The 25,692-nt window shown below is 67.0% G+C and carries 26 protein-coding genes; 16 read left to right on the forward strand and 10 right to left on the reverse strand.

Annotated features, from left to right (window positions below; all coding sequences use genetic code 11):
* Positions 1–33: 33 nt before the first annotated feature.
* Together ABIB26_RS09600 and ABIB26_RS09605 are read right to left on the reverse strand one after the other, a co-directional pair.
* A complete protein-coding gene (locus ABIB26_RS09600; RefSeq protein WP_354241867.1) occupies positions 34–1,758 on the reverse strand; it encodes an ABC transporter substrate-binding protein in 1,725 nt (574 codons plus the stop codon).
* A gap of 37 nt (positions 1,759–1,795) precedes the next feature.
* Positions 1,796–2,866 (reverse strand): ABC transporter permease, encoded by a 1,071-nt coding sequence (locus ABIB26_RS09605; protein ID WP_354241869.1) that lies wholly within the window; start codon positions 2,864–2,866, stop codon positions 1,796–1,798.
* A gap of 303 nt (positions 2,867–3,169) precedes the next feature.
* Between ABIB26_RS09605 and ABIB26_RS09610 the strand changes: the two genes are divergently transcribed.
* Positions 3,170–3,859 (forward strand): GntR family transcriptional regulator, encoded by a 690-nt coding sequence (locus ABIB26_RS09610; RefSeq protein WP_354241872.1) that lies wholly within the window; start codon positions 3,170–3,172, stop codon positions 3,857–3,859.
* A gap of 63 nt (positions 3,860–3,922) precedes the next feature.
* Here the strand turns inward: ABIB26_RS09610 and ABIB26_RS09615 are convergent, their stop codons facing one another.
* The 5 genes from ABIB26_RS09615 to ABIB26_RS09635 all read right to left on the reverse strand — a co-directional run bounded on the left by ABIB26_RS09615 (position 3,923) and on the right by ABIB26_RS09635 (position 9,646).
* Positions 3,923–5,797 (reverse strand): Na+/H+ antiporter, encoded by a 1,875-nt coding sequence (locus tag ABIB26_RS09615; protein WP_354241875.1) that lies wholly within the window; start codon positions 5,795–5,797, stop codon positions 3,923–3,925.
* A 46-nt stretch (positions 5,798–5,843) separates the two neighbouring features.
* The gene (locus ABIB26_RS09620) at positions 5,844–7,154 is read right to left on the reverse strand and encodes an ammonium transporter (protein ID WP_354241877.1); all 1,311 of its coding nucleotides are present in this window, start codon (positions 7,152–7,154) and stop codon (positions 5,844–5,846) included.
* 197 nt (positions 7,155–7,351) lie between these two features.
* Complete coding sequence (locus ABIB26_RS09625) at positions 7,352–8,656, reverse strand: S8 family peptidase (protein WP_354241880.1); 1,305 nt, start codon at positions 8,654–8,656, stop codon at positions 7,352–7,354.
* 307 nt (positions 8,657–8,963) lie between these two features.
* On the reverse strand, positions 8,964–9,188 hold the full coding sequence (locus ABIB26_RS09630; protein ID WP_354241882.1) for a hypothetical protein: 225 nt from the start codon (positions 9,186–9,188) through the stop codon (positions 8,964–8,966).
* A 140-nt stretch (positions 9,189–9,328) separates the two neighbouring features.
* Positions 9,329–9,646 carry a DUF6221 family protein gene (locus ABIB26_RS09635; RefSeq protein ID WP_354241885.1) on the reverse strand — a complete coding sequence of 106 codons (318 nt, stop codon included), beginning with the start codon at positions 9,644–9,646 and terminating at the stop codon, positions 9,329–9,331.
* Between the two features lie 167 nt (positions 9,647–9,813).
* Here ABIB26_RS09635 and ABIB26_RS09640 point away from each other — a divergent pair, with 167 nt between their 5' ends.
* On the forward strand, positions 9,814–10,878 hold the full coding sequence (locus ABIB26_RS09640; RefSeq protein ID WP_354241887.1) for an LLM class flavin-dependent oxidoreductase: 1,065 nt from the start codon (positions 9,814–9,816) through the stop codon (positions 10,876–10,878).
* Here ABIB26_RS09640 and ABIB26_RS09645 read toward each other — a convergent pair.
* Positions 10,866–11,117 carry a DUF2630 family protein gene (locus ABIB26_RS09645; RefSeq protein ID WP_354241889.1) on the reverse strand — a complete coding sequence of 84 codons (252 nt, stop codon included), beginning with the start codon at positions 11,115–11,117 and terminating at the stop codon, positions 10,866–10,868. The two genes, ABIB26_RS09640 and ABIB26_RS09645, sit on opposite strands and share 13 nt — an antisense overlap.
* Positions 11,118–11,321: 204 nt before the next feature.
* Here ABIB26_RS09645 and ABIB26_RS09650 point away from each other — a divergent pair, with 204 nt between their 5' ends.
* The gene (locus ABIB26_RS09650) at positions 11,322–11,888 is read left to right on the forward strand and encodes a type 1 glutamine amidotransferase domain-containing protein (protein WP_354241891.1); all 567 of its coding nucleotides are present in this window, start codon (positions 11,322–11,324) and stop codon (positions 11,886–11,888) included.
* Positions 11,889–12,011: 123 nt separating this feature from the next.
* Positions 12,012–12,443: a VOC family protein gene (locus ABIB26_RS09655; protein WP_354241894.1), complete on the forward strand. Its 432-nt coding sequence runs from the start codon at positions 12,012–12,014 to the stop codon at positions 12,441–12,443.
* A gap of 611 nt (positions 12,444–13,054) precedes the next feature.
* On the opposite strand, the gene ABIB26_RS09660 is transcribed toward ABIB26_RS09655, so the two are convergent.
* Positions 13,055–13,297, reverse strand: coding sequence for a hypothetical protein (locus tag ABIB26_RS09660; protein ID WP_354241897.1), 243 nt, complete (start codon positions 13,295–13,297; stop codon positions 13,055–13,057).
* 365 nt (positions 13,298–13,662) lie between these two features.
* Here ABIB26_RS09660 and ABIB26_RS09665 point away from each other — a divergent pair, with 365 nt between their 5' ends.
* The 5 genes from ABIB26_RS09665 (at position 13,663) to ABIB26_RS09685 (ending at position 17,977) form a co-directional block, all read left to right on the forward strand.
* Positions 13,663–13,872 carry a hypothetical protein gene (locus ABIB26_RS09665; RefSeq protein ID WP_354241900.1) on the forward strand — a complete coding sequence of 70 codons (210 nt, stop codon included), beginning with the start codon at positions 13,663–13,665 and terminating at the stop codon, positions 13,870–13,872.
* A 101-nt stretch (positions 13,873–13,973) separates the two neighbouring features.
* Positions 13,974–14,798, forward strand: a complete 825-nt coding sequence (locus tag ABIB26_RS09670) for an alpha/beta fold hydrolase (RefSeq protein ID WP_354241903.1) — start codon at positions 13,974–13,976, stop codon at positions 14,796–14,798.
* Positions 14,795–15,466: an esterase/lipase family protein gene (locus ABIB26_RS09675; RefSeq protein WP_354241905.1), complete on the forward strand. Its 672-nt coding sequence runs from the start codon at positions 14,795–14,797 to the stop codon at positions 15,464–15,466. The genes ABIB26_RS09670 and ABIB26_RS09675 overlap by 4 nt, the downstream gene beginning before the upstream one ends.
* A gap of 211 nt (positions 15,467–15,677) precedes the next feature.
* A complete protein-coding gene (locus ABIB26_RS09680; protein WP_354241908.1) occupies positions 15,678–17,024 on the forward strand; it encodes a phosphoribosyltransferase family protein in 1,347 nt (448 codons plus the stop codon).
* Between the two features lie 80 nt (positions 17,025–17,104).
* Complete coding sequence (locus ABIB26_RS09685) at positions 17,105–17,977, forward strand: NAD-dependent epimerase/dehydratase family protein (protein ID WP_354241911.1); 873 nt, start codon at positions 17,105–17,107, stop codon at positions 17,975–17,977.
* Positions 17,978–18,023: 46 nt separating this feature from the next.
* On the opposite strand, the gene ABIB26_RS09690 is transcribed toward ABIB26_RS09685, so the two are convergent.
* Complete coding sequence (locus ABIB26_RS09690; RefSeq protein ID WP_354241913.1) at positions 18,024–18,779, reverse strand: FadR/GntR family transcriptional regulator; 756 nt, start codon at positions 18,777–18,779, stop codon at positions 18,024–18,026.
* A gap of 138 nt (positions 18,780–18,917) precedes the next feature.
* Here ABIB26_RS09690 and ABIB26_RS09695 point away from each other — a divergent pair, with 138 nt between their 5' ends.
* The 7 genes from ABIB26_RS09695 to ABIB26_RS09725 form a co-directional block, all read left to right on the forward strand.
* Positions 18,918–20,213, forward strand: a complete 1,296-nt coding sequence (locus ABIB26_RS09695; protein ID WP_354241916.1) for an ABC transporter substrate-binding protein — start codon at positions 18,918–18,920, stop codon at positions 20,211–20,213.
* A gap of 140 nt (positions 20,214–20,353) precedes the next feature.
* On the forward strand, positions 20,354–21,307 hold the full coding sequence (locus ABIB26_RS09700) for a carbohydrate ABC transporter permease (protein ID WP_354241919.1): 954 nt from the start codon (positions 20,354–20,356) through the stop codon (positions 21,305–21,307).
* A complete protein-coding gene (locus ABIB26_RS09705) occupies positions 21,304–22,197 on the forward strand; it encodes a carbohydrate ABC transporter permease (protein WP_354241922.1) in 894 nt (297 codons plus the stop codon). The genes ABIB26_RS09700 and ABIB26_RS09705 overlap by 4 nt, the downstream gene beginning before the upstream one ends.
* Before the next feature lie 9 nt (positions 22,198–22,206).
* Positions 22,207–23,355: a galactonate dehydratase gene (gene dgoD / locus ABIB26_RS09710; RefSeq protein ID WP_354241925.1), complete on the forward strand. Its 1,149-nt coding sequence runs from the start codon at positions 22,207–22,209 to the stop codon at positions 23,353–23,355.
* A 53-nt stretch (positions 23,356–23,408) separates the two neighbouring features.
* Entirely contained in the window at positions 23,409–24,113 is a 705-nt protein-coding gene (locus tag ABIB26_RS09715) for a bifunctional 4-hydroxy-2-oxoglutarate aldolase/2-dehydro-3-deoxy-phosphogluconate aldolase (RefSeq protein ID WP_354241927.1), read from the forward strand.
* Positions 24,110–25,123: a sugar kinase gene (locus ABIB26_RS09720; RefSeq protein WP_354241930.1), complete on the forward strand. Its 1,014-nt coding sequence runs from the start codon at positions 24,110–24,112 to the stop codon at positions 25,121–25,123. Before ABIB26_RS09715 ends, ABIB26_RS09720 begins: the two co-directional genes overlap by 4 nt.
* A 71-nt stretch (positions 25,124–25,194) precedes the next feature.
* A partial coding sequence (locus tag ABIB26_RS09725) for an enolase-like domain-containing protein (RefSeq protein ID WP_502913646.1) occupies positions 25,195–25,692 on the forward strand: 498 nt, incomplete at its 3' end.

The following is a 25,692-nucleotide window of genomic DNA, read 5'->3' on the forward strand; positions in this document are numbered from 1 at the left end:
GGGGCGGCCCGCGTCTCCTTCTGTGAGGACCGGTTAGTGCTCGACGCCGACGATGGACAGGTCGATGCCGCCGAAGAAGTAGCCCACCTGGGCGTTGCGGACGTTGGAACCGACGACGCTGTTCGTGTGGCTGCGGACGAGCGGAATGATTGGGTAGGTCTTCAGGGCCTTTCCGAACTCCTCGGACCACTTCTTGCCCAGCTCCTCCGAGGTCCCCGCGGTGTCCCGCAGCTCAAACATGGCCTTGGATACCTGAGGGTCGAAGTAGCGGGAGGTGTTGGAGAATCCGTAAGTGGTGCCATCGTTGTTCGGGCCGAGGATGGGGTCCGCTGAGGTCCGGATCGAAGCGGGATCGGCGCCCCCGCACCAGCCTGAACGTCCGATGTCCGGCAGCTGCTCACTGGCCATGACGGAGTAGTAGTTCGGGGCCGGAATCGGCACCAGCTGTACGTCGATGCCCAGGGCCTTGAGATTTTCCTGGACCACCGTGCCCGTGTTCTTGTAGGCGTCCCGGTTGTTGGCGTAGCCGAAGGTGAGGGATTTGGGGTACGTCTTGCCTTCGAGGAGTTTCTTGGCTTCGTCCAGCTTGGGCTTGCCGCTGGGATCGATCTCCAACTCCTGGGCCACGTACCCGCGCATCTTGTCGTTCAGCGGCGTCTGGGTGAGCTCGCCGAACCGGCGTCCTCCGTACTGGACCAGGATCGACTGGCGGTCCAGGGCAAGCGCAATTGCCTTGCGGACATCCGGGTCCGGGATCTTCTGCGTGTTCAGGCTCAGCACGTCGTTGCAGCCCAGCAGCCCCGAGGCGACCCGGTCCTTGACCTGGGCATCGGCCAGCTTGGCCGAATCAGAGGTCTGCAAGGCACCGTTCGAGTCCAGGGTGATGGCGTTGGTGTCTGCGTTGGCCAGCAGCTGCTGGCTGATGGTGGCCTGAGATGTGGACAGCGAGAAGCTGAAGGTGTCCGGGAGCGCCGGGCGGTTGGGGTCCGCCGCGGGATCCCAATGCGGGTTGCGGACGAGCTTGAGCGACTTGCCGCGGTTGTACGATTCCACCATGTAAGGGCCGGACGAGACAGGGTGGTTCGTGTAGTCCAGCTTGGTGTCCTTGTCCTGGGGCACAGGAGCGGTGTTGGACCGTGAGGCCAGCGCCGGAAATTCAGCGAACGGCTTCTTCAGGTGGAACACAACAGTGCGCTGGTCCGGGGTCTCGACTGCCTGGAGCACTGCGGCCGGATCCTTGTAGGGCCCTTTGTAGCCGCCGGCGTCGAGCGCGGAATTCAGCTCCTGGGGCGCCTGCGTGTACACGTCCTGGGCGAAGGTGCGTTCGATGCCGTATTTGACGTCCGCCGATGTGATCGGCCGGCCGTCCTCGAACTTGACGCCGTCCCTGAGCGTGAATGTCCAGGTGAGGCCGTCGGCGGAAACTTTCCCAGTGTCCGTGGCGAGGTCAGGGACGATGGTGGGCGGCTGGCCCGCGGTTTCCTTGGCCATGGTGAGCGTCCGATAGTACAACTGTCCGACATTGGCCGTCTGGACGTAGTTGCTGTTTCCAGGGTCAAGCGTCTGGAAGTCGGAGGACATCAGGACATTGATGTTGCCGCCCTTCGTGGTGAAGCCGGGCTTCACCACCGCCGCGGCCAGCTCCGTCGCTGCGCCGCTGGTTTTGGTGGTGCCCGGCTGGCCCTGGGACGCGGCACAGCCGGTGGCGGCCATGGAGATCAGCACAGCAAGTGCCAGCACTCTGGATGGGTATTTCATGGTTCTCCTCATACGGGGTGGGTGATGGTGATGGGTGCTAGTGGCGTGATGCCTTGGGGTCCAAGGCATCACGAACGGCGTCTCCGAGCAGGTTGAACGCCAGGACAGTGACGATCAGCATGGCGCCGGGGACGGCCAGGAACCATGGATCGCTGAGGTACCAGTTGCCGGACTGGGCGGCGTTGAGCATCTGGCCCCACGACGGCGTCGGGTCCCTGACGCCGACGCCGAGGAAGGACAGTGCGGCCTCCGCGGAGATGTTGGTGGGGATGAGCATGGTGGCGTAAACCAGCACGACGCCCATCACATTGGGGATGATCTGCCGAAACAGCACGCTGAGGTGCGAGGCACCGAACGAGCGGGCGGCCTCAACAAATTCACGCTCCCGGAGGCTGAGGACCTGGCCCCGGACGATCCGGGCAAGATACGCCCAGCCGAAGAACCCCAGGATGATTACCAGCGAGGCCATGGGCAGGAAGCTGCCCTGGCCCAGGGCGGTGCCGCGCAGCCGGGACTGAAGGATGGGCGTCAGTGAGAGCACCAGCAAGAGGTGCGGGAAGGCGAGGAAAAGATCCATGATGCGGCTGATGATCGCGTCCGTCTTGCCTCCGAAGTAGCCGGCCGCCGCGCCGAGCACAGTGCCAAGGACAACCGAGACGGCGGTTGACAGGAGGGCGATGGTGAGGGAAACCTGACCACCAAAGGCAAGCCGGGCGAACAGATCCCGCCCGAGCCCGGGTTCTACCCCCAGCCAGTGCTGCCCAGAGGGGTACATGTAGCCGGGAAGTGGCAGGCCCGGGGTTTCGAAGTCATCAAGCACTTCGGGGCTGGTGTTGGAGGTGAAGGGATCATTTCCGGACCAGGCACTGAGGAAAGGCGCGAGGACGGCAAAGAGCATGATTGCCACCACGACACAGAGACTGAGCAGGGCGATCTTGCTCCTGCGGATCCTTAGCCACGCCGTGGCCAGCAGCGACCGTGCGTCGGCGGGGACAGCACTGAGGGTGGTTTGGGCACCGGGGGACAAGGGACGGCTCGCGCCGTCGTCGCGGTCGGCCGGGAACGGACTCGCAGCAGTTGGTTCGGCACCGGACTGAAGCTGGGTCATCGGGAACGCTCGATTCAGGGTCCAAGGAGCAAGCTCCATCGTTTTGTATACCAAGCAAAGATTAGAGCACCATTTGTGCGATGTAAATCACAAATTGGTGAGACCTGGAATACCAGAGAAAGTTGTTGGCCTGGGTTCCACTGCGAAGTGGCCAGCCTGCCCTTCCCTTCGGCAGGGCACTGGGGGCCGGCTGCGCGGGAGGCATTGAAGGTGCCCGGAACCGACAGTCGGGCACGTGTATGCTCAGGTGGAACGCCGGGCGGCGCGTCCGCCAGGGCCACGGGGTGAGTGATGAATGGCGGTGTGAGTGTGGTTGAACCGAAGGGGGATGCGCTGAACGGTCGGGACGACGAGGTCCGGGCTGAAAACGTGTATCAGTTGGTCCTTGAGGGCATTGTCGCCGGCAAATATGAGCAGGGCACGCGGCTGCGCGAACGGGAACTATCGGAACTCCATAACGTGTCAAGAATTCCCGTACGGGAGGCCATCCAGCGCCTCGAACAGGACGGTTTCGTTGAGACCTTCCCCCGCAGGGGCGCGGCGGTCAGGCGGCTAACGCTCACAGACGTCAACGAACTCTTTGACGTCCGGCTCTGCCTTGAAACTTTCGCTGCCCGGATGGCGGCAGTCCGGGTTGCGGGGGGCGAAAACGGCATGCGCCTGCAGGAACTGGTGGACGAAACACGGCTCGCCATCGACAGCGGCCGGACGGCGGACGTCGCGAGCCTCAGTGCGGAATTCCACGCCGAGATAGTCCGGCTTTCAGGCAACCGTCTGCTGGTCGAATCGGTCAAGCCACTCTTCGGCCGAATGCGCTGGATCTTCGGGCTGGCTCACAACCGCAGCAATGAACTCCAACGCGACGAACATGTGGAGCTCTGCGACGCTATCCTCAAGGGCCGTCCGGACCTGGCCTATTCGCTGGCCTACTCACATATCGAGTTGGGCCGTGAGCCGGTACTTGCCGGGCTCGCCCAAACGCTAGCCCCTTGAGGATCGGCGACTCGTAGCCACATTCACGGCACCGACCGACCCTTCCGGGTCACTGGAGGCCCGTCACCCCAGCAGATCGTCCTGATAGCACCAGCGCCAGTCTTCGCCCGGTTCAATGCTCCGCATCACCGGGTGGCCCGTGGCGTCGAAGTGCCTGGAGGCGTGCGTTCCGGGTGAGGAATCACAGCACCCCACGTTGCCGCAGGCCAGGCACATCCTGAGGTGGACCGTCGTCGTGCCTTCCCGGACGCAGTCCGCGCAATAAGCGCCGCCGGGCACGTCCGGGGACGTGGCGGACTCCAGGTGCCCGCAGATCCCGCCCGGTCTGGCGATGCCTTCCCCGCCTCCCTCGCCGGATGTGTCCAGCTCGTCCAGCGCCACGTCGAGCATTGATTCCTCAACGTCCAGCTGGTCGAGGACGGCGCTGAGGATCTCGTGGGCGTACTCGCCCCCGCGCCGCAGCTCCAGTACCTTGGCCCGCTCCGCATCCAGCATGGCAAGGCGCAGCTGGGCGTAGCGCTGGCTCGGAGTGGCCGCTTCCGCCGACGGCCGGCCGAGCCGTTCCCAGGCCGCCAGGCCGCGTTCCTGCGTGCGCCGTTTCAGCATGGCCATGACCTCCGGCGGATCGCTGTCAGTGCGGAGTTCCTGCAGGCGCTCCACACCGGCGGCGGTAGCCAGTTGCATCAGGGAGGCCTGGTTCAGGGCGTCTTCGCGCTGGTCGGGGCCCTGCACCCGCAGCAGCCGGACCATGGCCGGGAGGGTGAAGCCCTGGAGCGCCAGGGTGCCGCCGACCACCACCATGGCGGCCAGGATCAGCACCGTCCGGTGTTCCAGGTCCGAGGGCAGCACCAGTACCGCGGCCAGGGTCACCACCCCGCGCATCCCGGCCCAGGACACGATTGCCGCGAACGGCCACGGCGGGGCGGGGTCATTCCGGCGCACGGCGGGGATCAGCCGGGGGAGATAGGTCGCGGGGAACACCCAGACCGGCCGGAGTACCAGCACCGCAAGCAGGATCACGGCGCAGCCGGTCCAGATCCGGGCTGCCCCCAGCGAGTCATCCTGGACGCCTTCAATGATGGTCCGGACCTGCAGGCCGATCAGCAGAAAGACGGAGTTCTCCAGCAGGAACTGCACCGTGTTCCAGTTGCTGCGCTGGCTCAGGCGAGCGGCGCCGTTGGGCATGGACGGCGCCTTCGTGCCCATCACCAGGCCGGTGACGACCACAGCGAGGACCCCCGAGGCGTGGATCGCTTCGGCCGGCAGGTACGCGAGGAAGGGCGCCATCAGCGACGTCGTGGTATTGATCGCGACGTTGCGGATCCGCTTGCGGAACTCCGTCAGGACGTAGGCCGCGGCCAGGCCCACCACGAGTCCGCCGCCGGCCGCAATCAGGAAATCACCGGCGATCTGGGCCACGGAGACCGATCCGGCCAGAGCGGCGATGGCAGCGCGCAGGCAGACGAGGGCGGTGGCGTCGTTGACCAGCGACTCGCCTTCGAGGATGCTGACAATCCTGCGCGGCATGCCGACCTTGCGGGCGATCGCAGTCGCGGCCACGGCGTCCGGCGGCGCCACCACGGCGCCGAGGGCGATGGCGGCGGCCAGCGGGATCTCCGGAAACAGCCACCACACCACCAGGCCCACGGTGATGGTGCCGAAAATGACGTAGCCCACCGAGAGCAGGCCGATGGCGCGGCGGTTGGAGCGGAAGTCGAACAGCGAGGTCCGCAGCGCGGCGGCATAGAGCAGCGGCGGCAGGAGCCCCACCAGGACCAGTTCGGGATTCAGCTCGATCCGCGGGACGAACGGCAGGAAGGAACCCGCAACGCCGGCCAGCACCAGCAGCAGCGGGACGGAGACGTTGAGCTTCCTGCCCAGCGCGCTGCCGGCACACACCACCGCCACGAGAACCAGCAGTCCGAGGGCGACGTCCATTGGGCCATTCTGTCAGGTTCGGGGAAGGGCTCCCCGGACGGGTTCCCTAAACGAGGCTGTCTTCCTTCTCATGCCGGGCCTGGACCTGCCGGGCCCGGACGTGGTGGCCGAAGGGGTTGAAGCGGCTCTGGCCCAGGTCGGCGAATTCGTAGGCGCTCTCCGCGTGTTCGGAGCGGTCCACGCCGGAAACTTCTGCTTCGCCGCTCACCCGGAAGCCGATGGTCTTGTGGATGGCAAACCCGATCACCGCCGTTGCAAACCCGGACAGCCCTACGGTGAGGACGACGGCGGCCAGCTGGGCGATCAGTTGCTGGATCCCGCCGCCGTAAAACAGGCCGCCCCCGGCGCCGTCGACGGGCAGGGCGATGAAGCCCAGCGCCAGCGTGCCGACCAGCCCGCCGCCGAGGTGGACGCCGACGACGTCGAGCGAGTCATCGAAACCGAGCTTGAATTTCAAGTCGACAAACACGGCGCAGGCGGCACCCGCCAGCAGGCCCAGGCCGATGGCGGCGACCGGGCTGACATTGGCGCAGGAGGGGGTGATCGCCACCAGGCCGGCGACCACGCCGGACGCGGCACCGAGTGAGGTGGGGTGCCCGTGGCGGACCTTTTCCGTGGCCAGCCAGCTGAGCATGGCCGCGGCCGGGGCCGCCAGGGTGTTGACCCAGATCAGGCCGGCCTGCGCCGCCGTCGTCGCGGCGCCGGCATTGAAGCCGAACCAGCCGAACCACAGGATGCCGGCTCCCAGCATGATGAAGGGAATGTTGTGCGGGCGGTGGGCGGGGTCCTTGCCGAAGCCGTGGCGGTTGCCCAGGATCAGGACCAGGACCAGCGCGGCGGTGCCGGAGCTGATTTCGACCACAGTTCCCCCGGCGAAATCGATCACTTGCCCGAAGACGGAGCTGACGGCCCCCTGCTGGCTCATCAGGCCGCCGCCCCAGACCATGAAGGCGAGCGGGCAGTACACCAGGGTGACCCAGATGGGCACGAAGAGGGCCCACGAGGTGAACTTGGCGCGGTCGGCGATGGCGCCGCTGATCAGGGCCACGGTGATGATGGCGAACGTGGCGCCGTAGCCGGCCCTGATCAGTTCAGCGGAGCCGGGGAGGTTCTGCAGGCCGAAGCTGGCGAACGGATCACCGAAGAGGCCCAGAACGCCGCGCCCGCCCGTCATGGAGTAGCCCCACAGGACCCAGACCACACCGACGATCCCCGCGGAGACGAAACTCATCATGATCATGTTCAGGGAGGCTTTCGCCCTGGTCATGCCGCCGTAAAAGAGGCCGAGTGCCGGGGTCATCAGCAAGACGAGCCCTGCCGATACCATCACCCAGACATTTCCCGCAGTGAGTTCCACCGGCGCGTCCCTTCTCCACAATTCGCCGTACCGGTGCGCATCGCCGCCGGCCCCCAGTCCGGGTTCAATGCTCCCGGATTCGTGTTTCCGGGAGTGGGGCGGCACGTTGCAGGGAAGTTACGGGAATTGTGCCGGCGTGACAATCACGCGACGGCCGTGTTTCAGGGACGTTAACAGGTGCTCAGTGCGGGGTGAGGTCAGAACATGGTGAGCTGGGTCAGGTAGCCGTAGTACTTCGTGTCGGCAGGGTGGAGCGGGTCATCCTCGAAGCCATGGTCGTGGTCCTTCTTGTTGAAGGCCGCGGCCCGGTCCAGGAACTCCTCCATGACATTCTTGCCTGAGCCATGGCAGACCTTCTTGCTGATGCACAGGGCCACCGAGCCTGCCACAGCGGGGCTTGCGAAGCTCGTTCCGGCGTTCACGCTGTAGCCGGGCGTTGTCGCCAGCGGAGCTGTCGACAGCATGCAGACGCCGGGGGCGGCGACGGTGTGGCGCTTGTCCTGGGAATGTGTGGCGAAGTTGGAGAAGACCGCTGGATGGTCGTCCAGTTGTCCGATGGCGGCCCACTTTTCCGTCCCACAGACCGGCGCAGCCAGTCCGCCGGGACGTCCGTCGAAGTCCGCGATGGCGGTCGCTGTGAGCACCTCCTGATAGGCAGCCGGTACGGTTCCGGCGATGTCGGCACTCTCGTTTCCGGCCGCGACGGCATATGCGACTCCGGCCTTGACCGAGCGGCAGATCGCGTAATGCATCGGATCCGTGCCGCGCCCGCAGTTAGGAGTGTCGCTGCCCGGGCCGCCGATGCTGATATTGGCCACCTCGATGTCGTTGCTGGGGTTCTTGTCCTTGCGCGTCGAAGTCACCCAGTCGATGGCGCAGATCAGGCTCTCTTCGGTGATTTCGTGGGCGTCGTTGACCACCCGGACGGACCACAGCGGTGTGCCGGGAGCCGTGCCGATGATCCCGATGTTGTTGTTCCGGGCGCCGATGACGCCCGCCACGGCAGTCCCGTGGCCCATGACATCAATGGGGGTCACCACCTTGACCGGAGTCCCCGAGGAGCAGTCAATGCCGCCCCGCACGTTGAGGTCCGGGTGGGTGCCGTCGATCCCGCTGTCGATGACCGCCACATTCACGTCGACTGAACCGTTACGGCCGTCATCCCCGACGGCGTGGTCCCGGGCCTTGTCCACGTTCCCGCCCATGCGCAGCCACCAGAACGGCGCGACCTGGGTGTTCGGCGGTTCCGGGTCGCGAGGCTTGTCAAAGTGCCGGCCCAGCGAGACGAACTCGACGTCGGGTTCGGCCGCGACGGCCTGCGCCTCGGACGCCGTCATCGTGCCCGCGTACCCATTCACCGCGTAGCTGTAGACCCTGGCGCCGGCGAAACCGAATTTGCTCTCTTGTGCGGCCGCAACCGCAGCCGCGTCCGGCACGCTGTCCTTGAGGACCACAATGTAGCTTTCCGCCGCCTCGGCGCCGAGCGATGGGGCAGCCGCCACAATCCCGCCACCGGTAGCCAACGCCATCGCTGCAAAAGCCCCAAGCATCCGCCGGTACCACGCGCCATGCGTCGGTGGATAAGCGGTACCCCAGCGCCGCCGCGGCCACGCCGCAGCCGATGATGCTTGCGTTCGGGCAAAATGACTGCGGATTCGGCTGTACATCGTGGCCTCCCATTGAGCGTCTTCGCTATCGAGTGCCCCCCTCCGATGGTAGGCCCTTTGGAAAACCTTGGACAGCTTTGGGACCGGCAAAACCTTGGACAGCTTTGGGACCGGCAAAGAGGGGCGCGGATCGAGGGCGCGGCTACTGGGCGGCGGCGTGCTCCGCGTCTTCAGGCCCGACGAACCGGCAGGAGCCGCGGTGACGCTCCGGTTCCGTGCAGGTGCGGCCGGTGGGGAGGTGGACGTTGGCGCAGCGGCCAGCCAGGGCTATGTCCTCGCGGACATGGGGACTGCTGAGGTCGGGCCGGGCTTCACCCTGCCGATGTGTGCGGGGGCTGTCGAATGCGTTTTTTTCTTGACCATTCATGTCTGCGTGACTCCTTGGAGTGGCTGCTGCGTTGCATGAGGTTAGACAGTCTCGGTTGAGTCCGATGCTCCAGTGTCACACGGGCGTACGGATTACGCAGCCGTTAGATCCCGGGCACCGTCACGTCCTGCGGCCCCACATCACGTTCCCAGCCAGCGCCGCTCGAAGTCCGGATGATCAACGTACGGCAGCGCCAGGGCGTTGAGGGAAAGTGTGGTCCATTCGATGGCTTCCGGGATCCACGGCGTGTCGCCCTCGGGGTGGCGGACCATCGCCGCCAGGGCGGCCTGGCGGGCGGATTCCACGATGCCGATCAGCCGTTTCTTGGCTTCGCATTCGAGCAGGACGCGGCGTTCGTACCATTTGCCCGACTCGGAGACGGACCTGTCATTAAGCAGATTCCGCGCCGCAGCCTCGTCTTCTGCGATGCGCTGGGACAGGAATTCGACAACGTCCACAAAATGAGGGTACGCGTCTGCCCTGTTCCGCGGATATCTCTGGAGCCCGGTCCCGATGGAAGGTCTCGCGCGCGGGCCTCGCGGGCCCCGCGCGGGCCTACTGCCACGATGACGACGGCGGCCAACGTGATCGAGAGCTTCTGGCGGGATGGAATGAAATCCGCAACTTGAAAGTTCAACTAAATATGGACTTTGGCATCTTTACCTTTGGCGAGCTTTCCCGCAGCATCAGCATCGGCAGGGCGCTGTCCCCGCACCAGCGGCTGAAGGACATCATCGAGCTGGCCAAGCTCGCCGACCAGGCCGGACTCAGCTTCCTGGGCCTGGGCGAGCACCACCGGCGGGACTTCGCCCTCTCGGCTCCCGAAATCGTCCTCGCCGCGATCGCCCGGGAGACCACGAAGCTGCGGCTGGGTACCGCCGTCACCGTGCTCTCGACCCAGGACCCGGTTCGCCTCTTCGAGCAATTCGCCACCTTGGACCTGATCTCGGACGGGCGGGCCGAGATCATCGCCGGCCGGGGCGCCTTCGTGGAGTCGTACCCGCTGTTCGGCCACCAACTGGAGGACTATGACGCCCTCTTTGATGAGAAGCTCTGCCTGCTGCTGGAACTGCGGGACAATGCCGCGCTGGAGTGGCAGGGCACGCTCACGCAGAGCATCCCCGGGATGGACATCGCACCCCGCCCGGCGCAGGACAAGCTCCCGGTCTGGGTTGGAGTCGGCGGCACGCCGGCGAGCTTCGCCCGCGCCGGCCGGCTGGGCTTGCCGTTGTTCATTGCCCTGCTGTCCGGCCCCGCACGCTTCCGCCGGCTCGTGGAGCTCTACCACCAGGCCGCCGCCGACGCCGGCCATGACCCTGCCGGGCTGCAGGTGGGCGCCGGCGGGCACTTCTACGCCGCCCCCACCTCACAGCAGGCGCGCGACACCTTTTACCCCTACTACCGGGCCTACTTCGAGCAGAACATGCCGCGCCCGATTGACCATTTCCCCCGCTCCACCTTTGACGACTGGACCGAGCCCGGTGGCGGACTGCTGGTGGGAAGCCCGCAGCAGGTCATCGAAAAGCTGCTGGAAATCCACCAGACCCTCGGCAACAGCCGCTACCTGGCCCAAATCGGGCTGGGCGGCCTGCCCTTCGCCGAGACCGCGCGGTCCATCGAACTGCTCGCCACCGAGATCATGCCCGCCGTGAACCGGGAGATCGCTGGCGCGGACGGTCAGGACTCGTAGTTTTCCACCTGCTCGACGGGGCGGGGTTCCGCCTCGTCGGGGTTCTCGCCATACTGACGTTTCGCCCGCCGCTGCCGGAGGAGGTCCCAGCACTGGTCCAGATCCTCCTGAAGACTCTTGAGCCGTGCGTGATCGGGGCCGTGCTCGTAGTCGGGGGAGGCGGAGGGTGCCTTTTCGCGAAGAGCCTGTTCTTCCTCTACCAAGGCTGAGATTCGTTGCAGGATGTGCTGTTCGTCCATGACGGCCTTCTTTCTGCGTAGCGTTCTTCCGCCAGCGTAGTGAGGCGGAAGTGTGGTGGCCAGAGCACCGGCCTTGTTCCATCATCAGCTTGCTTATTATTTTGGTGCTCCCTAGGGTTGGGATGTAAGGCATCACAGTTTGCGCGGGGTCACCACGAACGGCGAAACGGTCTTCTGGACCCTCGTTCGGCATGAGGAGGACAAATGTCAGAGCACAACATTGCAGGCAAGAAGGTCGCGTTTCTGCTGACGGACGGCGTGGAGCAGGTGGAGCTGACCAGCCCGTGGAATGCCGTGAAGGAAGCCGGCGGAGAACCCACCCTGGTGGCGCCCAAGAGCGGCAAGCTGCAGGGCTACCACGGCACTGACAAGGGCGAGAAGTTCGACGTCGACCTCACCGTTGCCGAGGCGATCGCCGCCGACTTCCATGCCCTGGTGATCCCCGGCGGCGTCGTCAACGCCGACCACCTCCGCGCCGACAAGGACGCCCAGGCGTTCACCCGCGCCTTTTTCGAACAGCACAAGCCGGCTGCCTCGATCTGCCACGGCCCCTGGCTGCTGATCGACGCCGGCGTCGTCAGCGGACGGAACGTCACCTCTTACCACACGCTCCAGACGGACCTGAGGAACGCCGGGGCCAACTGGAGTGACGAGGAAGTGGTGGTGGACCAGGGCCTCGTGACCAGCCGGAACCCGGGCGACCTGCCCGCCTTCAACGACAAACTGCTGGAAGAGATCGCAGAGGGCGAGCACGCCGGCCAGACGGCCTAAACCGCCCGGCACCCCCTACCCAGTCCGTCCGAAGTGGGGCAGGATATGCCCTGTAACTGCACCCGTCCCGTCGCTGCCCTGCGGTATCGCGGCGGGCGTCCCGAAGCTGCAAGGAGTCCGGACATGACCACGCTCAACCCCTACCTAGGTTTCCGCGACAATGCGAAAGATGCCATGACCTTCTACCAGAGCGTGTTCGGTGGTGACCTGGCCATGAGCACCTTTGGCGATTACCACGCGACCGAAGACCCGGCCGAGAAAGACAAGATCATGCACGCCATGCTGACCACCCCCAAGGGCATGGTGCTGATGGGCGCCGACACGCCCAACAGCATGGAATTCACCCCTGGCAGCAACTTCTCGGTGTCCCTCAGTGGCTCCGAGGAGAGCGAACTGCGGGGCTACTTTGACAAGCTGTCCGACGGCGGCACCGTGTCCATGCCGCTGGAGAAGGCGCCTTGGGGTGACATCTTCGGCATGTGCAAGGACAAGTTCGGTGTCGACTGGCTGGTCAACGTCGGGCCCGAGCCGGGTCAGGCCCCGGCTGCCACATAGTAGGCATTTTCGCTAGTTCGTGGGGGTTCAGGTCCAGGCGGCGGGGTGTCCGGGCTTGGCGGGGTGGCCGGGCTGAAGGACATACCCTCCGCCGGTGCCGGCGGATGGGCATATTCCGATCATGCCCTGTCCCGGGCGCGAAAAATGGGCATGTCCTCCCGGAGAGTAGCCGATCCCCGCAACGGAGCCACCCGCACATGCCCCCGGGATACGGACATGCCCTCCGCCGGGGCCGGCGGTTGGACATATTCCGATCATGCCCTGTCCCGGGCGCGAAAAATGGGCATGTCCTCCCGGAGAGCGGCCGATCCCCGCAGCGGAGCCACTGCACGTGCGCCCGGATCAGGACATGCCCTCCGCCGGGGCCGGCGGTTGGACATATTCCGATCATGCCCTGTCCCGGGCGCGAAAAATGGGCATGTCCTCCCGGAGAGCGGCCGACCCCCGCAGCGGAGCCACCCGCACGTGCCCCCGGGATAAGGACATGCCCCGCTCCGGGGTCGGCGGATGGGCATATTCCGGTTGTGCCCGGTCCCGGGCGCGAGGAATGGGCATGTCCTCCTGACCCGGAGTCAGGGCCCGCCGCTGCCAGAACCGCCGCGGCCGCGGGCTCAGTCCGGACTTGAATCCGTGGTGAGGCCGCGGTCATCGGCGGTCCGCTCATCCTGCTCTTCCGCCGGGCCGGTCGCCTTCTTGGCACCCCGGTCCTCGACGGCGGCCTGCTGCTCGGTGGCGCCGGACCCCTTGGGGGCGGCGGCACCCTCCCCGCGGGCTGCCGGAGCTCCGCCGGCCTGGGCCTCTCCCTCGACGCCGTCTTTGACGATGTCCTCTGGTTCCTTGGATCCGGCGCTCATCGATTCCTCCCGTTGCTTCCGTTGCGCCCGCGCGGCCGTTGTTGCGGCGCGGCTGTCCGTCCCAAAGTTACAGGCGCCGGCATTCCCGGTACAGCAAATTCCCGGTACAGCAAAGGGGCCTGCGTTCGACCCCTGCGTTCTACTCCTCCGAACCGGCGTTGAAGCGGCCCAGGACGGCGGCGAAGGCCGCGACCTCCTCCGCATTCCAGTCCTTGAGCCGGGCCGTCACGACGCTGCGCCTCGACGGAGCGCGCACAGCTGCCGGTGGCCTTTCTATTTCCCTCGTGCTGGAGCCGCGGTTATCCTGAAGACGGACAGGGCACTGCATCGCCGAGTCCATCCTTCCTGGCCCAGAGGAGCCTGCAATGACCGAGAAACTGCACCTCACACCGGACGACGCCTTCCCCGATGACCTGAGCAAGGTGGGGGATAGGGAACTGCAGGTGCTCGACAGCCAGGTCCAGCGTCAACTGGACTACGAATACGTTGCCGAGGGTGAACCGAATCCGGAGACCGAATTCCGGCACTATGACCTCGACGAGGAGTTCGGCGAGCGAGACAACCGGAACGACTAACCGGAGCGGCTTTGCTGGACGCTGATCAGCGGCCCCGTGTTGAGGCGCGCAGAGTTGAGCCGCACTGAGTTGGGCCTCACAGAACAGAAACGAGTCCCACCATGGACAGGCCCTTCCGCTTCGAGGTCGAGGCCGCAGGCCATCTCGGCCACGTGTTCGCTGCCCGCCGGCCGGCAGTCAACGCCGCCGACGGCGGTCCGGACACGGCGCCGCCGGCGCCCGCCGTCGTGCTCGTCCATGGGATCGGCGTCTCGCACCGCTACCTGCGGCGCCTCCACGGCGTGCTCGCCGGGTCCGTCGACACCTACTCGATCGACCTGCCGGGATTCGGCGCCACGCCCAGACCGGAGCACACCCTCACGGTCGCGGACCACGCCTCATACATTTTGGGCGCCATGGAGCAGCTCGGCGTGCTGGAGTTCATGATCGTCGGGCACTCGATGGGAACCCAGTTCGCCGTCGAGGCCGCCCGCCAGCAGCCGGGACGGATTCCCTACGTGGTGCTGATGGGTCCGGTCGTCGACTCCAAACGCCGCACCGTGGTGCAGCAGGCCCTGGCGCTGGGCCGCGACAGCCTGTTCTTTGAAAGCCCCTCTGCGAATGCCCTGGTCTTCACGGATTACCTGCGTTGCGGGCCGAGCTGGTACCTCAAGACCTTGCGCGTCATGATGGGCTACCCGATGGAAGAGAAGATCGCCGGGGTCGCGGCCCCGGTTCTCGTGCTGCGCGGCGCCAGCGATCCGGTGGCCTCCGCGGACTGGTGCCGCCGGCTGGCCGATCGGGCCCCCAGCGGCACACTGCTGGAAATCCGGGGGACCGGTCACGTCGTACAGCACAACCGTGCCGCCGAGGTGGCCGAGGCCATCATGTCCTTTGCCGGCCTTCCCCGCGCGGCGAGCGATGTGCCCCGGGAATTTAGGGCATGAGCGGCGCACTGCAGGCGGTCCGCTGGTGGGCGCAGGACTATCTTTACGCGATCGGCCGGCAGCTGCGCGGCGCCGTTACCAGGACCCGCGCGGATGAGTTCCTCAGCGGTGCCGGCCGTCCCGTCGTCGTGATTCCGGGAATCTACGAGGACTGGCGCTTCATGCTGCCGCTGGTCAGGCGGCTGCACGAGGCCGGGCACCCGGTCCACGTGGTGACCGTGCTGCAGCGGAACCGGCTCGCCGTGCCCAATGCCGCCGAGCTGGTTGCCGCCTACGTACGCGAGCAGGGCCTCGAGGACGTGGTGATCGTTGCGCACAGCAAGGGCGGGCTGATCGGCAAGTACGTGATGATGGCCCTGGATCCGGCCACGCGGATCAGCGGTATGGTGGCAATATGCTCGCCGTTTTCCGGTTCCCGGTATGCGGCTTTCATGCTCCTGCCCAGCCTGCGCGCCTTCTCGCCGCGGAACGCGGTCACGGTCCAGCTCTCCCGGGAGGAGCTCGTCAACGAACGCATCACTTCCGTCTCCGGGCTGTTCGATCCGCACATCCCCGGAGGTAGCGTGCTGCCGGGTGCCCGGAACGTCCAGCTGGGGACGGGCGGGCATTTCCGGATCCTGGCCGATGAGGACACGATCCGCACCATCCTGGCTGCGACGGCAACCTAGCTTTCGAAATGCGTCCGGTCCGGTGCCCGGCGGCTTCCGTGCCGGGCGACCGCGGGGCCGAATCCGGGCATAAAGGCCCTCACATCCCGGTGGCTCCTGACCCATAGTGGAAGGGAGCGGCCACCTGGTCAATGCCCTGCCCGCGGAGCGCACGCCGGAACGCACGCCAGGCCGAGGCCACGGCCGACGCCTTGACTGGAAAGCCAGACAGATGAGCATTTTCGAAGACAGAGTCGACGCCGGTCGGCAGCTCGGAAGGCGGCTGGCGGAACTGCGCGGACAGGACCTCGTTGTCCTGGGCCTGCCCCGCGGCGGGGTCCCCGTCGCCTTCGAGGTTGCAGCGGCGCTGGACGCGCCCCTGGACGTTATCGTGGTGCGGAAACTCGGCCTTCCCTACCAGCCCGAGCTTGCCATGGGAGCAATCGGGGAGGGCGGCGCCCGGGTGCTGGAAGAACACGTACTGGCGCATTCCCGGGTGTCAGAGCAGGAGCTGCAGGCCGTCGAAGAGCACGAACGGGCCGTGCTGGAGAACCGGGTGGCCCGGTTCCGGAAGGGCAGGACCCGCCAGGACCTCACCGGCCGGATCGCGGTGATAGTCGACGACGGCATCGCCACCGGCTCCACCGCCCGCGTCGCCTGCCGGGTTGCCCGGAGGCTCGGCGCCGCCAGAGTCGTCCTCGCCGTGCCCGTCGCCCCGGACGACACCCTCGTGAGCCTGACCGAGCCGGACGAAGTGGTCTGCCTGGCCACACCCCGGCTGTTCTCCGCTGTCGGCTACCACTACCGCGACTTCTCACCGACCGAAGACGACGAGGTGGTGCAGCTGCTCGACGCCGCCGCCAAGCGTCTGCAGGACTCAGATCCGGCGTCCCGCAACCCGGCGAACGCCGGTGCCCCGCATGCCGTGGATTTCGATGAGGAAGTGGAGATCCCGTCCCGCGGTGTGCGGCTCCATGGCCAGCTGCACCTGCCCGTTCCGGCGACGGGAGTGGTGCTGTTCGCGCATGGAAGCGGCAGCAGCCGGCACAGCCCGCGGAACCGGCTCGTGGCGGGTGTGCTCCAGCAGGCAGGTCTGGGCACCTTGCTGCTGGACCTGCTGACCCCAGCGGAGGAACGCCACCGCGCCAACGTCTTCGACATCGAACTGCTGGCCCGCCGGCTGTCGTCGGCCACGGACTGGCTCGCCATGAGGGAAGACGCCGCGTCCTGCACGGTCGGCTACTTCGGTGCGAGCACCGGGGCCGGAGCTGCGCTGTGGGCGGCCTCCGAACCTTCCGCGAGGATCGCAGCCGTCGTATCCCGCGGCGGGCGGCCGGACCTGGCCGGTCCGCGGCTTTCGGCAGTGCGGGCGCCGACGCTCCTGATCGTGGGCAGCTTCGACTACGACGTGCTGGGGCTCAACCGGAAGGCGAAGGCGATGATGCGGTGCCCCAACCAGCTGGCTGTCGTCCAGGGCGCCACCCATCTCTTTGAAGAACCGGGCACGCTGGCGGCCGCTGCCATTCTCGCGAGGGACTGGTTTGTCCAGTACCTCTTGCCCTCTGCCGGCACCGTCTAGACCAGCAGAGCGAGCCCGGCCTGGACCATGACCGCCGGGAGGACGGGGCGATCTTCCCGGTACCACCCAGAGGAGTACTGATGAGAGTTGCTGTTACCGGAGGAAGCGGAAAGCTGGGACGGAGCGTTGTCCGCCGGCTGGGCGAGGACGGCCATGAGGTCACCAACCTGGACCGCACCGGTGTGCGGGGACCGGGCTTCACCGAGGTGGACCTGCGCAACTACGGCCAGGTGGTGGACGTGTTCCTGGGTCTGGAGGACCGCCATGCCGGCTTCGACGCCGTCGTGCATCTCGCCGCGATCCCTGCCCCCGGGCTTGCCCCGGACGCCGCCACCTTCGAGAACAACATGCAGGCCACCTATAACGTGTTCCAGGGGGCCCGCCGGGCCGGGATCAAAAAGATTGTGTACGCCTCCAGCGAGACGGTGCTGGGACTGCCGTTCGACGTCGACCCTCCCTACATCCCCGTGGACGAGGAATACCCGGCGCGGCCGGAAAGCACGTATTCGCTGGTCAAGCATCTTGAGGAGCAGATGGCCATCCAACTCACCCGCTGGGACCCGGAACTGAGCATCACAGGCCTGCGGTTCTCCAACGTCATGGACCCGGAAGACTATGAGGAATTTCCTTCCTTCGACGCCGACGCGAAGCTGCGCAAGTGGAATCTCTGGGGCTACATTGACGGCCGCGACGGCGCCCAGGCCGTGGCCCGCGCCCTGGAGCATGCCAAACCGGGCTTCGAGGCGTTCATCATCGCCAACGCGGACACCGTGATGGGCCGCTCGAGTGCCAGCCTCGCCGCGGAGGTGTTCCCCAACGTGACGGTGGTCAAGGATTTGGGCGAGCACGAGACCATGCTCTCGATCGACAAAGCGAAACGGCTGCTGGGCTATGCCCCGGAACACAGCTGGCGGACCTACCACTCGAACCGCACCACTCCCACCGAAGACTGACCCCCACAACCTGAGGAGTTCCTCGTTGTGCGCGTTCCGCTGCGATTCACAGCTCCGCGCGGTTCCCCGCTTCTGCCTGCTGGTGGTAGCTGGACCAGATATCGCCCATTTCCTCGGTGGACTGCTCCACGATCCGGCTCATCGCGGCGTGGGCCGCGTCCGCCTCGCCACGCTGGATGGCGCTGGCCACATCCACATGCAGCTGCAGCGCTTCGTGGTGCGGCAGGTGCGGCATCAGACCGTGCTCGGTGCGCCCGGTCAGGACCTCAGCCACCAGATTGTGCAGTTGGGAAAACATGGGGTTGCCGGAGGCCTGCAGCACCGAGGCATGGAATTCTATGTCCAGCCGGAGGAACTCATCATCGTCCCCGCGCTGTCCGGCCGCCCACAGCCGTGCGGCCTGGGAGACGAGATCGCTGCCGGCGTCCCAGGAGGCGCGCTCGGCGGCGAGCCGGGCAGCCTGCGGCTCGATCGCCCCGCGGAGTTCATTCAGCGCCCGTAATTGCTCCAGCCGCCTGGAGGAAGCGAGCCGCCACCGGATGACCTGGGGGTCGTAGAGGTTCCAGCCTTCTTCCGGCTGCACCACGGTCCCCAGCCGCCGCCGCGATTCCAGCATGCCCTTGGAGGACAGCACCCGGGCGGCCTCCCGGACCACGGAGCGGGACACATGGTGCTGCGCCTCCAGCTCGTCCAGCCGCAGGATCGAGTGCGGCGCCAGGGTCCCCTCGGCGATCGCGAGCCCCAGATTCTGGACCAGCACGGAATGCAGGTCTACTGAGGACTCCGCCTTTGGGGTTTTCATAAATAAATCATACGGGTGAGCGCAAGGGCCTTGTTAAGTCTGCTTTATTTCTCTACAATCGCTTTCAGAGCAGATGTAAAGATGCATGTGCGGATGGCTGGGCGTTGACCGCCGGCCCTGAAAACCAAGGGATTCGTAATGAAGCGACGTTCAATTGTGAAGTACGCGGCCGTCGCCGCGGCCTTGTCACTGGGGCTCACCGCCTGCAGTGGCGGCAGCGGCAGCAACGATGCCAAGGCAGCAGGCACTGTCCGGGTCACGCTGGCCAACCACGTCTGGACCGAAGGCATCAAGGCAGCCATCCCGGAATTCGAGAAGTCCAGCGGCCTCAAGGTCGAGCTGACCCAGCTCGGCGAAGACCAGCTCTCGGACCAGTACAACGTCAAGCTCAACGCCGGCAGCGACGAAATCGACGTGATGATGTACCGCCCGCTGCAGGAGGGCAAGGCGTTCGCCAAGAACGGCTACCTCGCGGACCTGACGTCCAAGGTGTCCTCGGACGCCAGCTGGGACTGGAAGGACTACCAGGAGGGCCCGGTCAAGGCCACCACCGTTGACGGCAAGGTGGTGGGCGTCCCGATCATCACCGAACGCGAAGTGCTCTACTACCGCAAGGACCTGCTGCAGGCCGCCGGCCTTGAGGTTCCCAAGACCATGGACGAGCTCGAAGCGGCCGCCAAGGCCATCAAGGCTTCCTCCCCGGACACCGCAGGCTTCGTGGCCCGCACCGGCAAGTCCGCCGCGGTCACCCAGTTCTCCAGCTTCCTGTACAGCTTCGGCGGCGACTTCACCGACGCCAGCGGCAAGTCCGCCGTCAACTCCGACGCCGCCAAGAAGGCCTACGCGTTCTACGGCGGCCTGATCCGCAACTACGGCCCCGCCAACGTCAGCACCGACATGAGCTGGCCCGAGGCGATGGCCATCTTCACCCAGGGCAAGGCCGCCTTCTACACCGAGGCCGACTCGCTCTACAAGAACGCCACCGACCCGGCCAAGTCCAAGGTCGCGGACACGGTCGGTTTCGCCGCCCTGCCCGCCGGCCCGGCAGGCTCCAAGCCGTACAACATCCCGTCCTGGGGCCTCGCCGTGAACCAGGCCTCCAGCAACCAGGACAACGCCTGGAAGTTCATCCAGTGGGCCACCAGCAAGGAACGCACCCTGGCCGCACAGAAGGCCGGCGTCCCCGGACCCCGCGCCTCCGTCTGGGCCGACCCGGCCGGAACTTCCACCTACCCGAAGGATCTCGCCGAGGCCATTGCCGCCAGCGCCCAGGACGGCGTGGGCCACGACCGTCCCGAGGTTGTCACCGTAGGCAAGGCCCGCGAAATCGTGGGCGGCCCGATCGTTGCCAGCATCACCGGTGCTGACACGTCCGCCGCTGCCGACACGGCCCACGCGGCGTTCCAGACGTTCCTGGATACCGAAAAGAAGTAGCGCGCGCCTGCCGCGCTACGCGCCGGTACTAAACAGCCGGCACTAACAGCCGGTAACTAAACAGCCCGGCGGGACGGCAGCCCTGTTGCCGTCCCGCCGCGGCCCGCTCTTCACTTCACCCCCAACTCCTTAGGTGCACCATGTCTGTACTGAACCCGCCCCGCAGCGCACCATCCCGGAAGGCCGGCCGCCCTCCCGGTGCGCGTGAGAACTTCTCCGCCTGGTCCAACCGGCACCGCAAGTGGCTGTTCGCGGCCCCCGCGATGATCTTCGTCGGGGTCCTGATCGTCTTCCCGCTGGCCTGGACCCTGTACCTGAGCCTCACCGATTCACAGGGCTCCGTCCGGGCAGCCTCCGAGTTCGTCGGCCTGCAGAACTACGCCACGGTCCTGTCCGATGCGGAACGCTTCTGGCCCGCCGTCGGCCGCACGCTGACCTTCACCGGCGTCGCGCTGGTCTGCGAAGTGGTGCTCGGCATGGGCATCGCGTTGCTCCTCTGGCGCCCCTTCCGCGGCGAAAAGTGGGTCCGCGTGGCCATCCTGCTGCCGCTGGTCGCCACCCCGGTGGCAGTCGGCATGATGTGGCGGCTGATCTTCGATCCCAACATCGGCTTCGCCAACCAGCTGCTCGGCATGGTCGGCATCCCGCCGCAGCCGTGGCTCTCCGGCCAGGACACCGCGCTGGGCACCACCATCTTCATGGACGTCTGGCAGTGGACCCCCATGGTGGTGCTGATCCTGCTTGCCGGCCTGACCTCCCTCTCCGAGGAACCCGACGAGGCGGCCCGGGTGGACGGCGCCAACGCCGTCCAGCGCTTCTTCTACATCACGCTGCCGCTCATGATGCCGACCGTGATCGTCGCCATCCTGCTCCGGGGCATCGACGCCCTGAAGACCTTTGACATCCTCTACGCCACCAAGGGCAAGGGCGGCGGATCCTTCCACGAAGTGGAGACCCTCAACGTCTACGCCTACGGCCTGAGCTTCGACTACAACCAGTACGGGCTGTCCTCCGCGGTGCTGATCCTGTTCTTCATGATCATCATCGGCTCCATGTGGCTGCTGACCATGCGCAAGAAAGCGGTAAGCAAATGACCGTACTGAACAAAAACACCGAACCCCAGACCGGCTCCGCCGCCGGGACCCAGCCGGCCCCGCGCCGCCGGAAGCCGCTGGCCACCCGCGCCTACAAGGTCTTCCGCGTCGTGGCCCTGCTCGCCGTGGTGCTGTTCCTGATCGCTCCGCTGATCTGGATGCTGCTGGCCTCCTTCAAGACCAACGTGGACATCTACGACACCGGCAAGGCGCTGTTCTTCACCCCCACGGCCGAGAACTACGCCAACGTGCTGCAGCGCAACAACTACTTCGTCTTCATCTTCAACAGCTTCTGGGTGGCCTTCGTCTCCACGGTCCTGTCCCTGGTCCTGGGCGTCCCGGCGGCCTACGCCATGAGCCGCTTCACGATGCACCGCTCGGCCCTCGTGGTCCTGATGGCCCGTGTCATCCCCGGCGTCTCCCTGCTGGTGCCCTGGTACTACGTCTTCTCCAACCTGAGAATGGTGGGCGGCTTCGAGGTGCTGATCCTCAGCCACATGTTCGTCGCGCTGCCGCTGATCGTCTACATCATGATGAGCTACTTCGATTCGATGCCGCTGGAACTGGAGGAATCCGCCCAGGTGGACGGGCTCACCCCGATCGGCGCCTTCCGCCGGATCACCCTGCCGCTCTCCGTCGGCGGCATCGCCACCGCCGGGATCCTGTCCTTCATCTTCTCGTGGAACAACTTCATGTTCGCCCTGGTGCTCTCCGGCTCCAAGACCAAGACCCTGCCGGTCGCGATCTTCGACTTCGTCTCCTACGCCAGCATCGACTGGGGCGGGCTGATGGCCGCCGCCACCGTGGTCACCATCCCGATCATGATCATTGCGCTCTTCACGCAGAAGTACATCGTCTCCGGCATGACCGCCGGCGCGACCAAGGGCTAGGCCACACGAATGACACGCATCAGCAGGATCGAAACCTTCCTCGTCGCGCCGCGCTGGCTCTTCGTCCGGATCGAGACGGACAGCGGGATCGTCGGCTGGGGCGAGGCAAGCTGCGAGGGCCGCAGCGAAACGGTGCGCACCGCCGTCGGCCAGCTCTCCGAGCTGCTGATCGGCAACGACGCGCTCCGGATCGAGGACCACTGGCAGGTGATGACCAAGGGCTCCTTCTACCGCGGCGGCCCCATCCTCGCCAGCGCCGTCTCCGGGCTGGACCAGGCCCTCTGGGACATCGCGGGCAAGCACTTCAACACCCCCGTGCACCAGCTCCTCGGCGGCCACGTCCGGGACCGGATCCGGATGTACGGCTGGGTGGGCGGCGACGAACCCAACGAGGTGGCCGACCAGATCAGCGCCCAGCTGGAGGTCGGCCTCACCGCCGTCAAGATGAACGCCAGCGGCCGGATGAGCCCCATCGCCACCGTGGCCGAGCTCGACGGCGTCGTCCGCCGGGTGGCCGCCGCCCGCGAGGTCCTCGGGGACCACCGCGACGTCGCCGTCGACTTCCACGGCCGCTTCAGCCTCGCCAACGCCCGGCGGGTGGCGCCGCTGCTGGAACCATACCGGCCCTTCTTCCTCGAAGAGCCCATGGTCCCGGAAAACACCCACCTGCTGCGCGAGTTCACTTCCTCGACGACGACGCCGGTCTCCACCGGTGAGCGGCTCTACAGCCGGCAGGAATTCCTGCCCGCGCTGCAGGCCGGCATCGCCGTCGCCCAGCCGGACCTCTCGCACGCCGGCGGCATCACCGAGGTCCGCAAGATCGCCTCGCTGGCCGAAATCTACGAGGTCCAGCTCGCCCCGCACTGCCCGCTGGGCCCGCTGGCGCTGGCAGCCTGCCTGCAGGTGGGCTTCGCGACGCCCAACTTCCTGATCCAGGAACAAAGCATCGGCATCCACTACAACCAGGGCGCAGAAGTCCTGGACTACGTGGTGGACAAGTCCCCGCTGAAGTTCGTGGACGGCCACATCGAACGCCTCACCGGCCCGGGCCTGGGCATCGAGATCGACGAGGCCGTGGTCCGCGCCGCGGACAAACGCGGGCACGCCTGGCGCGGGCCTGTCTGGCGGCACCCCGACGGCGCCTACGCCGAATGGTGACGGGCGGGATCGCGGCCACTGAGACGGACACCACGATGAAGGAGCAGCCCACCATGCAGAACACCCTGACCCCCGAGACCCTGACCCCCGACGTCCTGCTGGCCGGCATCCGGCAGACGCGCCTCGTGGCGATCGTCCGCGGCACGGATGGCCCCGCAGCGGCGAGGGCCGCCCTCGCCGCGATGGAGGAGGGCATCCGCTTTGTCGAGATCGCTCTGACCACGCCGGACGCCCTCGCAGCGATCCGCGAGGTCCGCGCGCAGGCTCCCGCTGGCTGCTTTGTCGGCGCGGGAACGGTCCTGACGGCCCAGGACGTGGAGCACGTCGCCGAGGCCGGCGGCCAGTTCATGGTGACGCCGTCACTGGCGCAGTCCATCGACGAGTCGGCGCGCCTGGGCCTTCCGGTGCTGGCCGGGGCGCTGACCCCGAGCGAGGCCTACGAGGCCATGAACCGGGGCGCCACCGCGGTCAAGCTCTTCCCGGCGTCCATCGGCGGCCCGGGTTACCTCAGGGCGCTGCGGGATCCCTTTCCCGGCATCCCCTTCATCGCGGTGGGCGGCGTGGGGCTGGACGAGGCGATGGGCTACTGGGAAGCCGGAGCCATCGCCGTCGGTCTCGGCGGGCCGCTGTTCGGCGACGCCGGTTCGGGCGGTGCTGGTTCGGATGGTGAGCTGACCGCGATGCGGGAGCGGGCCCGAGGCTTCGTGGCCCTGGCCGCGGAATACGGCCGCCGGATGGCCGGGGCGAGCCTGCGGTGACGGCCGCCGTCGACCGCGCGTCAGCCCGCCAGGCTGTCGACCTTCTAACCCTGGGCGAATCCATGGTCTCGCTGCGCTCCGCCGGGCCGCTGTCCGCCGGCGGCGCCCTGACCATGCACGTGGCGGGCGCGGAATCGAATGTGGCCGTCGGCGTCGCCCGGCTCGGCCACCGGGTCAGCTGGGCCGGCGTGCTGGGTGCCGACCCGCACGGCCAGTTCATCCTGCGCCAGCTCCGCTCCGAAGGCATCGAAGTGCAGCACCGCGAGGACACCACCCGCAGCACCGGGGTGATGTTCCTGGAACAGCGCACGGCCGATGTCACACGCGCCTTCTACTACCGCGCCGGTTCCGCCGGATCCACACTGGGCTGGGAGGACGTGGACCGTGCCCTCGCAGCGGGTCCCCGGGTCCTGCACCTGACCGGCATCACCGCGGCGCTGGGTCCCGAGGCGCGGAAGGCCGTGGAATACGCGGCCGAGCGCGCCGCCGGCGAAGGCATGCTGGTCTCGCTCGACGTCAACTACCGCAGCAAGCTCTGGTCCCGGGACGAGGCCCGCGCCGTTCTCACTCCGCTTGCGCGGCACGCCAGCATCCTGATCGCCTCCGACGACGAACTCGGGCTGGTAGCCTCGGCGCCGGACGGCGCCCGCGACCCTGGCGCCGGCTCCGATGGCGCCGAGGCGGCCATGGCTGCCGAACTTCTGGACCGCGGCGTCAGCGAGGTTGTGGTCAAGCGCGGCGCCGCTGGCGCCGGCGTCCACACCGCCGGCGGGCGCTGGGAAACGCCCGCCGTGCCCGTGACCAGCATCGATACCGTGGGGGCCGGCGATGCCTTCACCGCCGGCTACCTGTCCGCCCTGCTCGACGGCGCGGATGTTGCCGGGCGCCTGCAGCGCGGCGCCCTTGCGGGAGCCTTCGCCGTCAGCACCGCCGGGGATTGGGAAGGCTTGCCCCGAAGGGACGAGCTGGCCCTGTTCGGAACGACGCAGGGCGGAACCACCCAGCGCTGAGCGGGACAAAGCCCCACCCAACCATCCGCCATCGACCATATTCAGACCAACACCGAAAGCATGGACCAGCTGTGAAAATTATTGCCGCGGAAGTCTTCGTGACCAGCCCGTCCCGTAACTTCGTCACCCTGCGCATCACCACCGAGGACGGCGTCACCGGGATCGGGGATGCGACCCTGAACGGCCGGGAGCTGGCCGTGGCGGCGTACCTGAAGGAGCACGTCGCGCAGCTGCTGATCGGGAAGGACCCGCACCGGATCGAGGACACCTGGCAGTTCCTCTACCGGTCCTCCTACTGGCGCCGGGGCCCGGTCACGATGGCCGCCATCGCCGCCGTCGACATGGCACTGTGGGACATCAAGGGCAAGGTCGCGGGCATGCCGGTCTACCAGCTCCTCGGCGGGGCGTCCCGGAACGGGCTGCGTGCGTACGGCCACGCCTCCGGTGCGGACCTGCCCTCGCTGTTTGATTCGGTCCGGGAGCACCTGGAGCTGGGCTACAAGTCGGTCCGGATCCAGACCGCCGTGCCCGGGATCAAGGCCGTCTACGGGGTCGCGGCGCAGGCGCAG

The sequence above is a fragment of the Arthrobacter sp. UYEF20 genome, assembly GCF_040546335.1.
Lineage (GTDB): Bacteria > Actinomycetota > Actinomycetes > Actinomycetales > Micrococcaceae > Arthrobacter.

Excerpts from the sequence above, each read along its gene's own strand:
- ABIB26_RS09695 (WP_354241916.1), top strand. The coding sequence starts at position 18,918 with ATGAAGCGACGTTCAATTGTGAAGTACGCGGCCGTCGCCGCGGCCTTG.
- ABIB26_RS09650 (WP_354241891.1), top strand. The coding sequence starts at position 11,322 with ATGTCAGAGCACAACATTGCAGGCAAGAAGGTCGCGTTTCTGCTGACG.
- ABIB26_RS09700 (WP_354241919.1), top strand. The coding sequence starts at position 20,354 with ATGTCTGTACTGAACCCGCCCCGCAGCGCACCATCCCGGAAGGCCGGC.
- ABIB26_RS09675 (WP_354241905.1), top strand. The coding sequence starts at position 14,795 with ATGAGCGGCGCACTGCAGGCGGTCCGCTGGTGGGCGCAGGACTATCTT.
- ABIB26_RS09605 (WP_354241869.1), bottom strand. The coding sequence starts at position 2,866 with ATGACCCAGCTTCAGTCCGGTGCCGAACCAACTGCTGCGAGTCCGTTC.
- ABIB26_RS09660 (WP_354241897.1), bottom strand. The coding sequence starts at position 13,297 with ATGAGCGCCGGATCCAAGGAACCAGAGGACATCGTCAAAGACGGCGTC.
- ABIB26_RS09690 (WP_354241913.1), bottom strand. The coding sequence starts at position 18,779 with ATGAAAACCCCAAAGGCGGAGTCCTCAGTAGACCTGCATTCCGTGCTG.
- ABIB26_RS09670 (WP_354241903.1), top strand. The coding sequence starts at position 13,974 with ATGGACAGGCCCTTCCGCTTCGAGGTCGAGGCCGCAGGCCATCTCGGC.
- ABIB26_RS09715 (WP_354241927.1), top strand. The coding sequence starts at position 23,409 with ATGCAGAACACCCTGACCCCCGAGACCCTGACCCCCGACGTCCTGCTG.
- ABIB26_RS09705 (WP_354241922.1), top strand. The coding sequence starts at position 21,304 with ATGACCGTACTGAACAAAAACACCGAACCCCAGACCGGCTCCGCCGCC.
- ABIB26_RS09645 (WP_354241889.1), bottom strand. The coding sequence starts at position 11,117 with ATGGACGAACAGCACATCCTGCAACGAATCTCAGCCTTGGTAGAGGAA.
- ABIB26_RS09630 (WP_354241882.1), bottom strand. The coding sequence starts at position 9,188 with ATGAATGGTCAAGAAAAAAACGCATTCGACAGCCCCCGCACACATCGG.
- ABIB26_RS09655 (WP_354241894.1), top strand. The coding sequence starts at position 12,012 with ATGACCACGCTCAACCCCTACCTAGGTTTCCGCGACAATGCGAAAGAT.
- ABIB26_RS09600 (WP_354241867.1), bottom strand. The coding sequence starts at position 1,758 with ATGAAATACCCATCCAGAGTGCTGGCACTTGCTGTGCTGATCTCCATG.
- ABIB26_RS09680 (WP_354241908.1), top strand. The coding sequence starts at position 15,678 with ATGAGCATTTTCGAAGACAGAGTCGACGCCGGTCGGCAGCTCGGAAGG.
- ABIB26_RS09665 (WP_354241900.1), top strand. The coding sequence starts at position 13,663 with ATGACCGAGAAACTGCACCTCACACCGGACGACGCCTTCCCCGATGAC.
- dgoD (WP_354241925.1), top strand. The coding sequence starts at position 22,207 with ATGACACGCATCAGCAGGATCGAAACCTTCCTCGTCGCGCCGCGCTGG.
- ABIB26_RS09615 (WP_354241875.1), bottom strand. The coding sequence starts at position 5,797 with ATGGACGTCGCCCTCGGACTGCTGGTTCTCGTGGCGGTGGTGTGTGCC.
- ABIB26_RS09685 (WP_354241911.1), top strand. The coding sequence starts at position 17,105 with ATGAGAGTTGCTGTTACCGGAGGAAGCGGAAAGCTGGGACGGAGCGTT.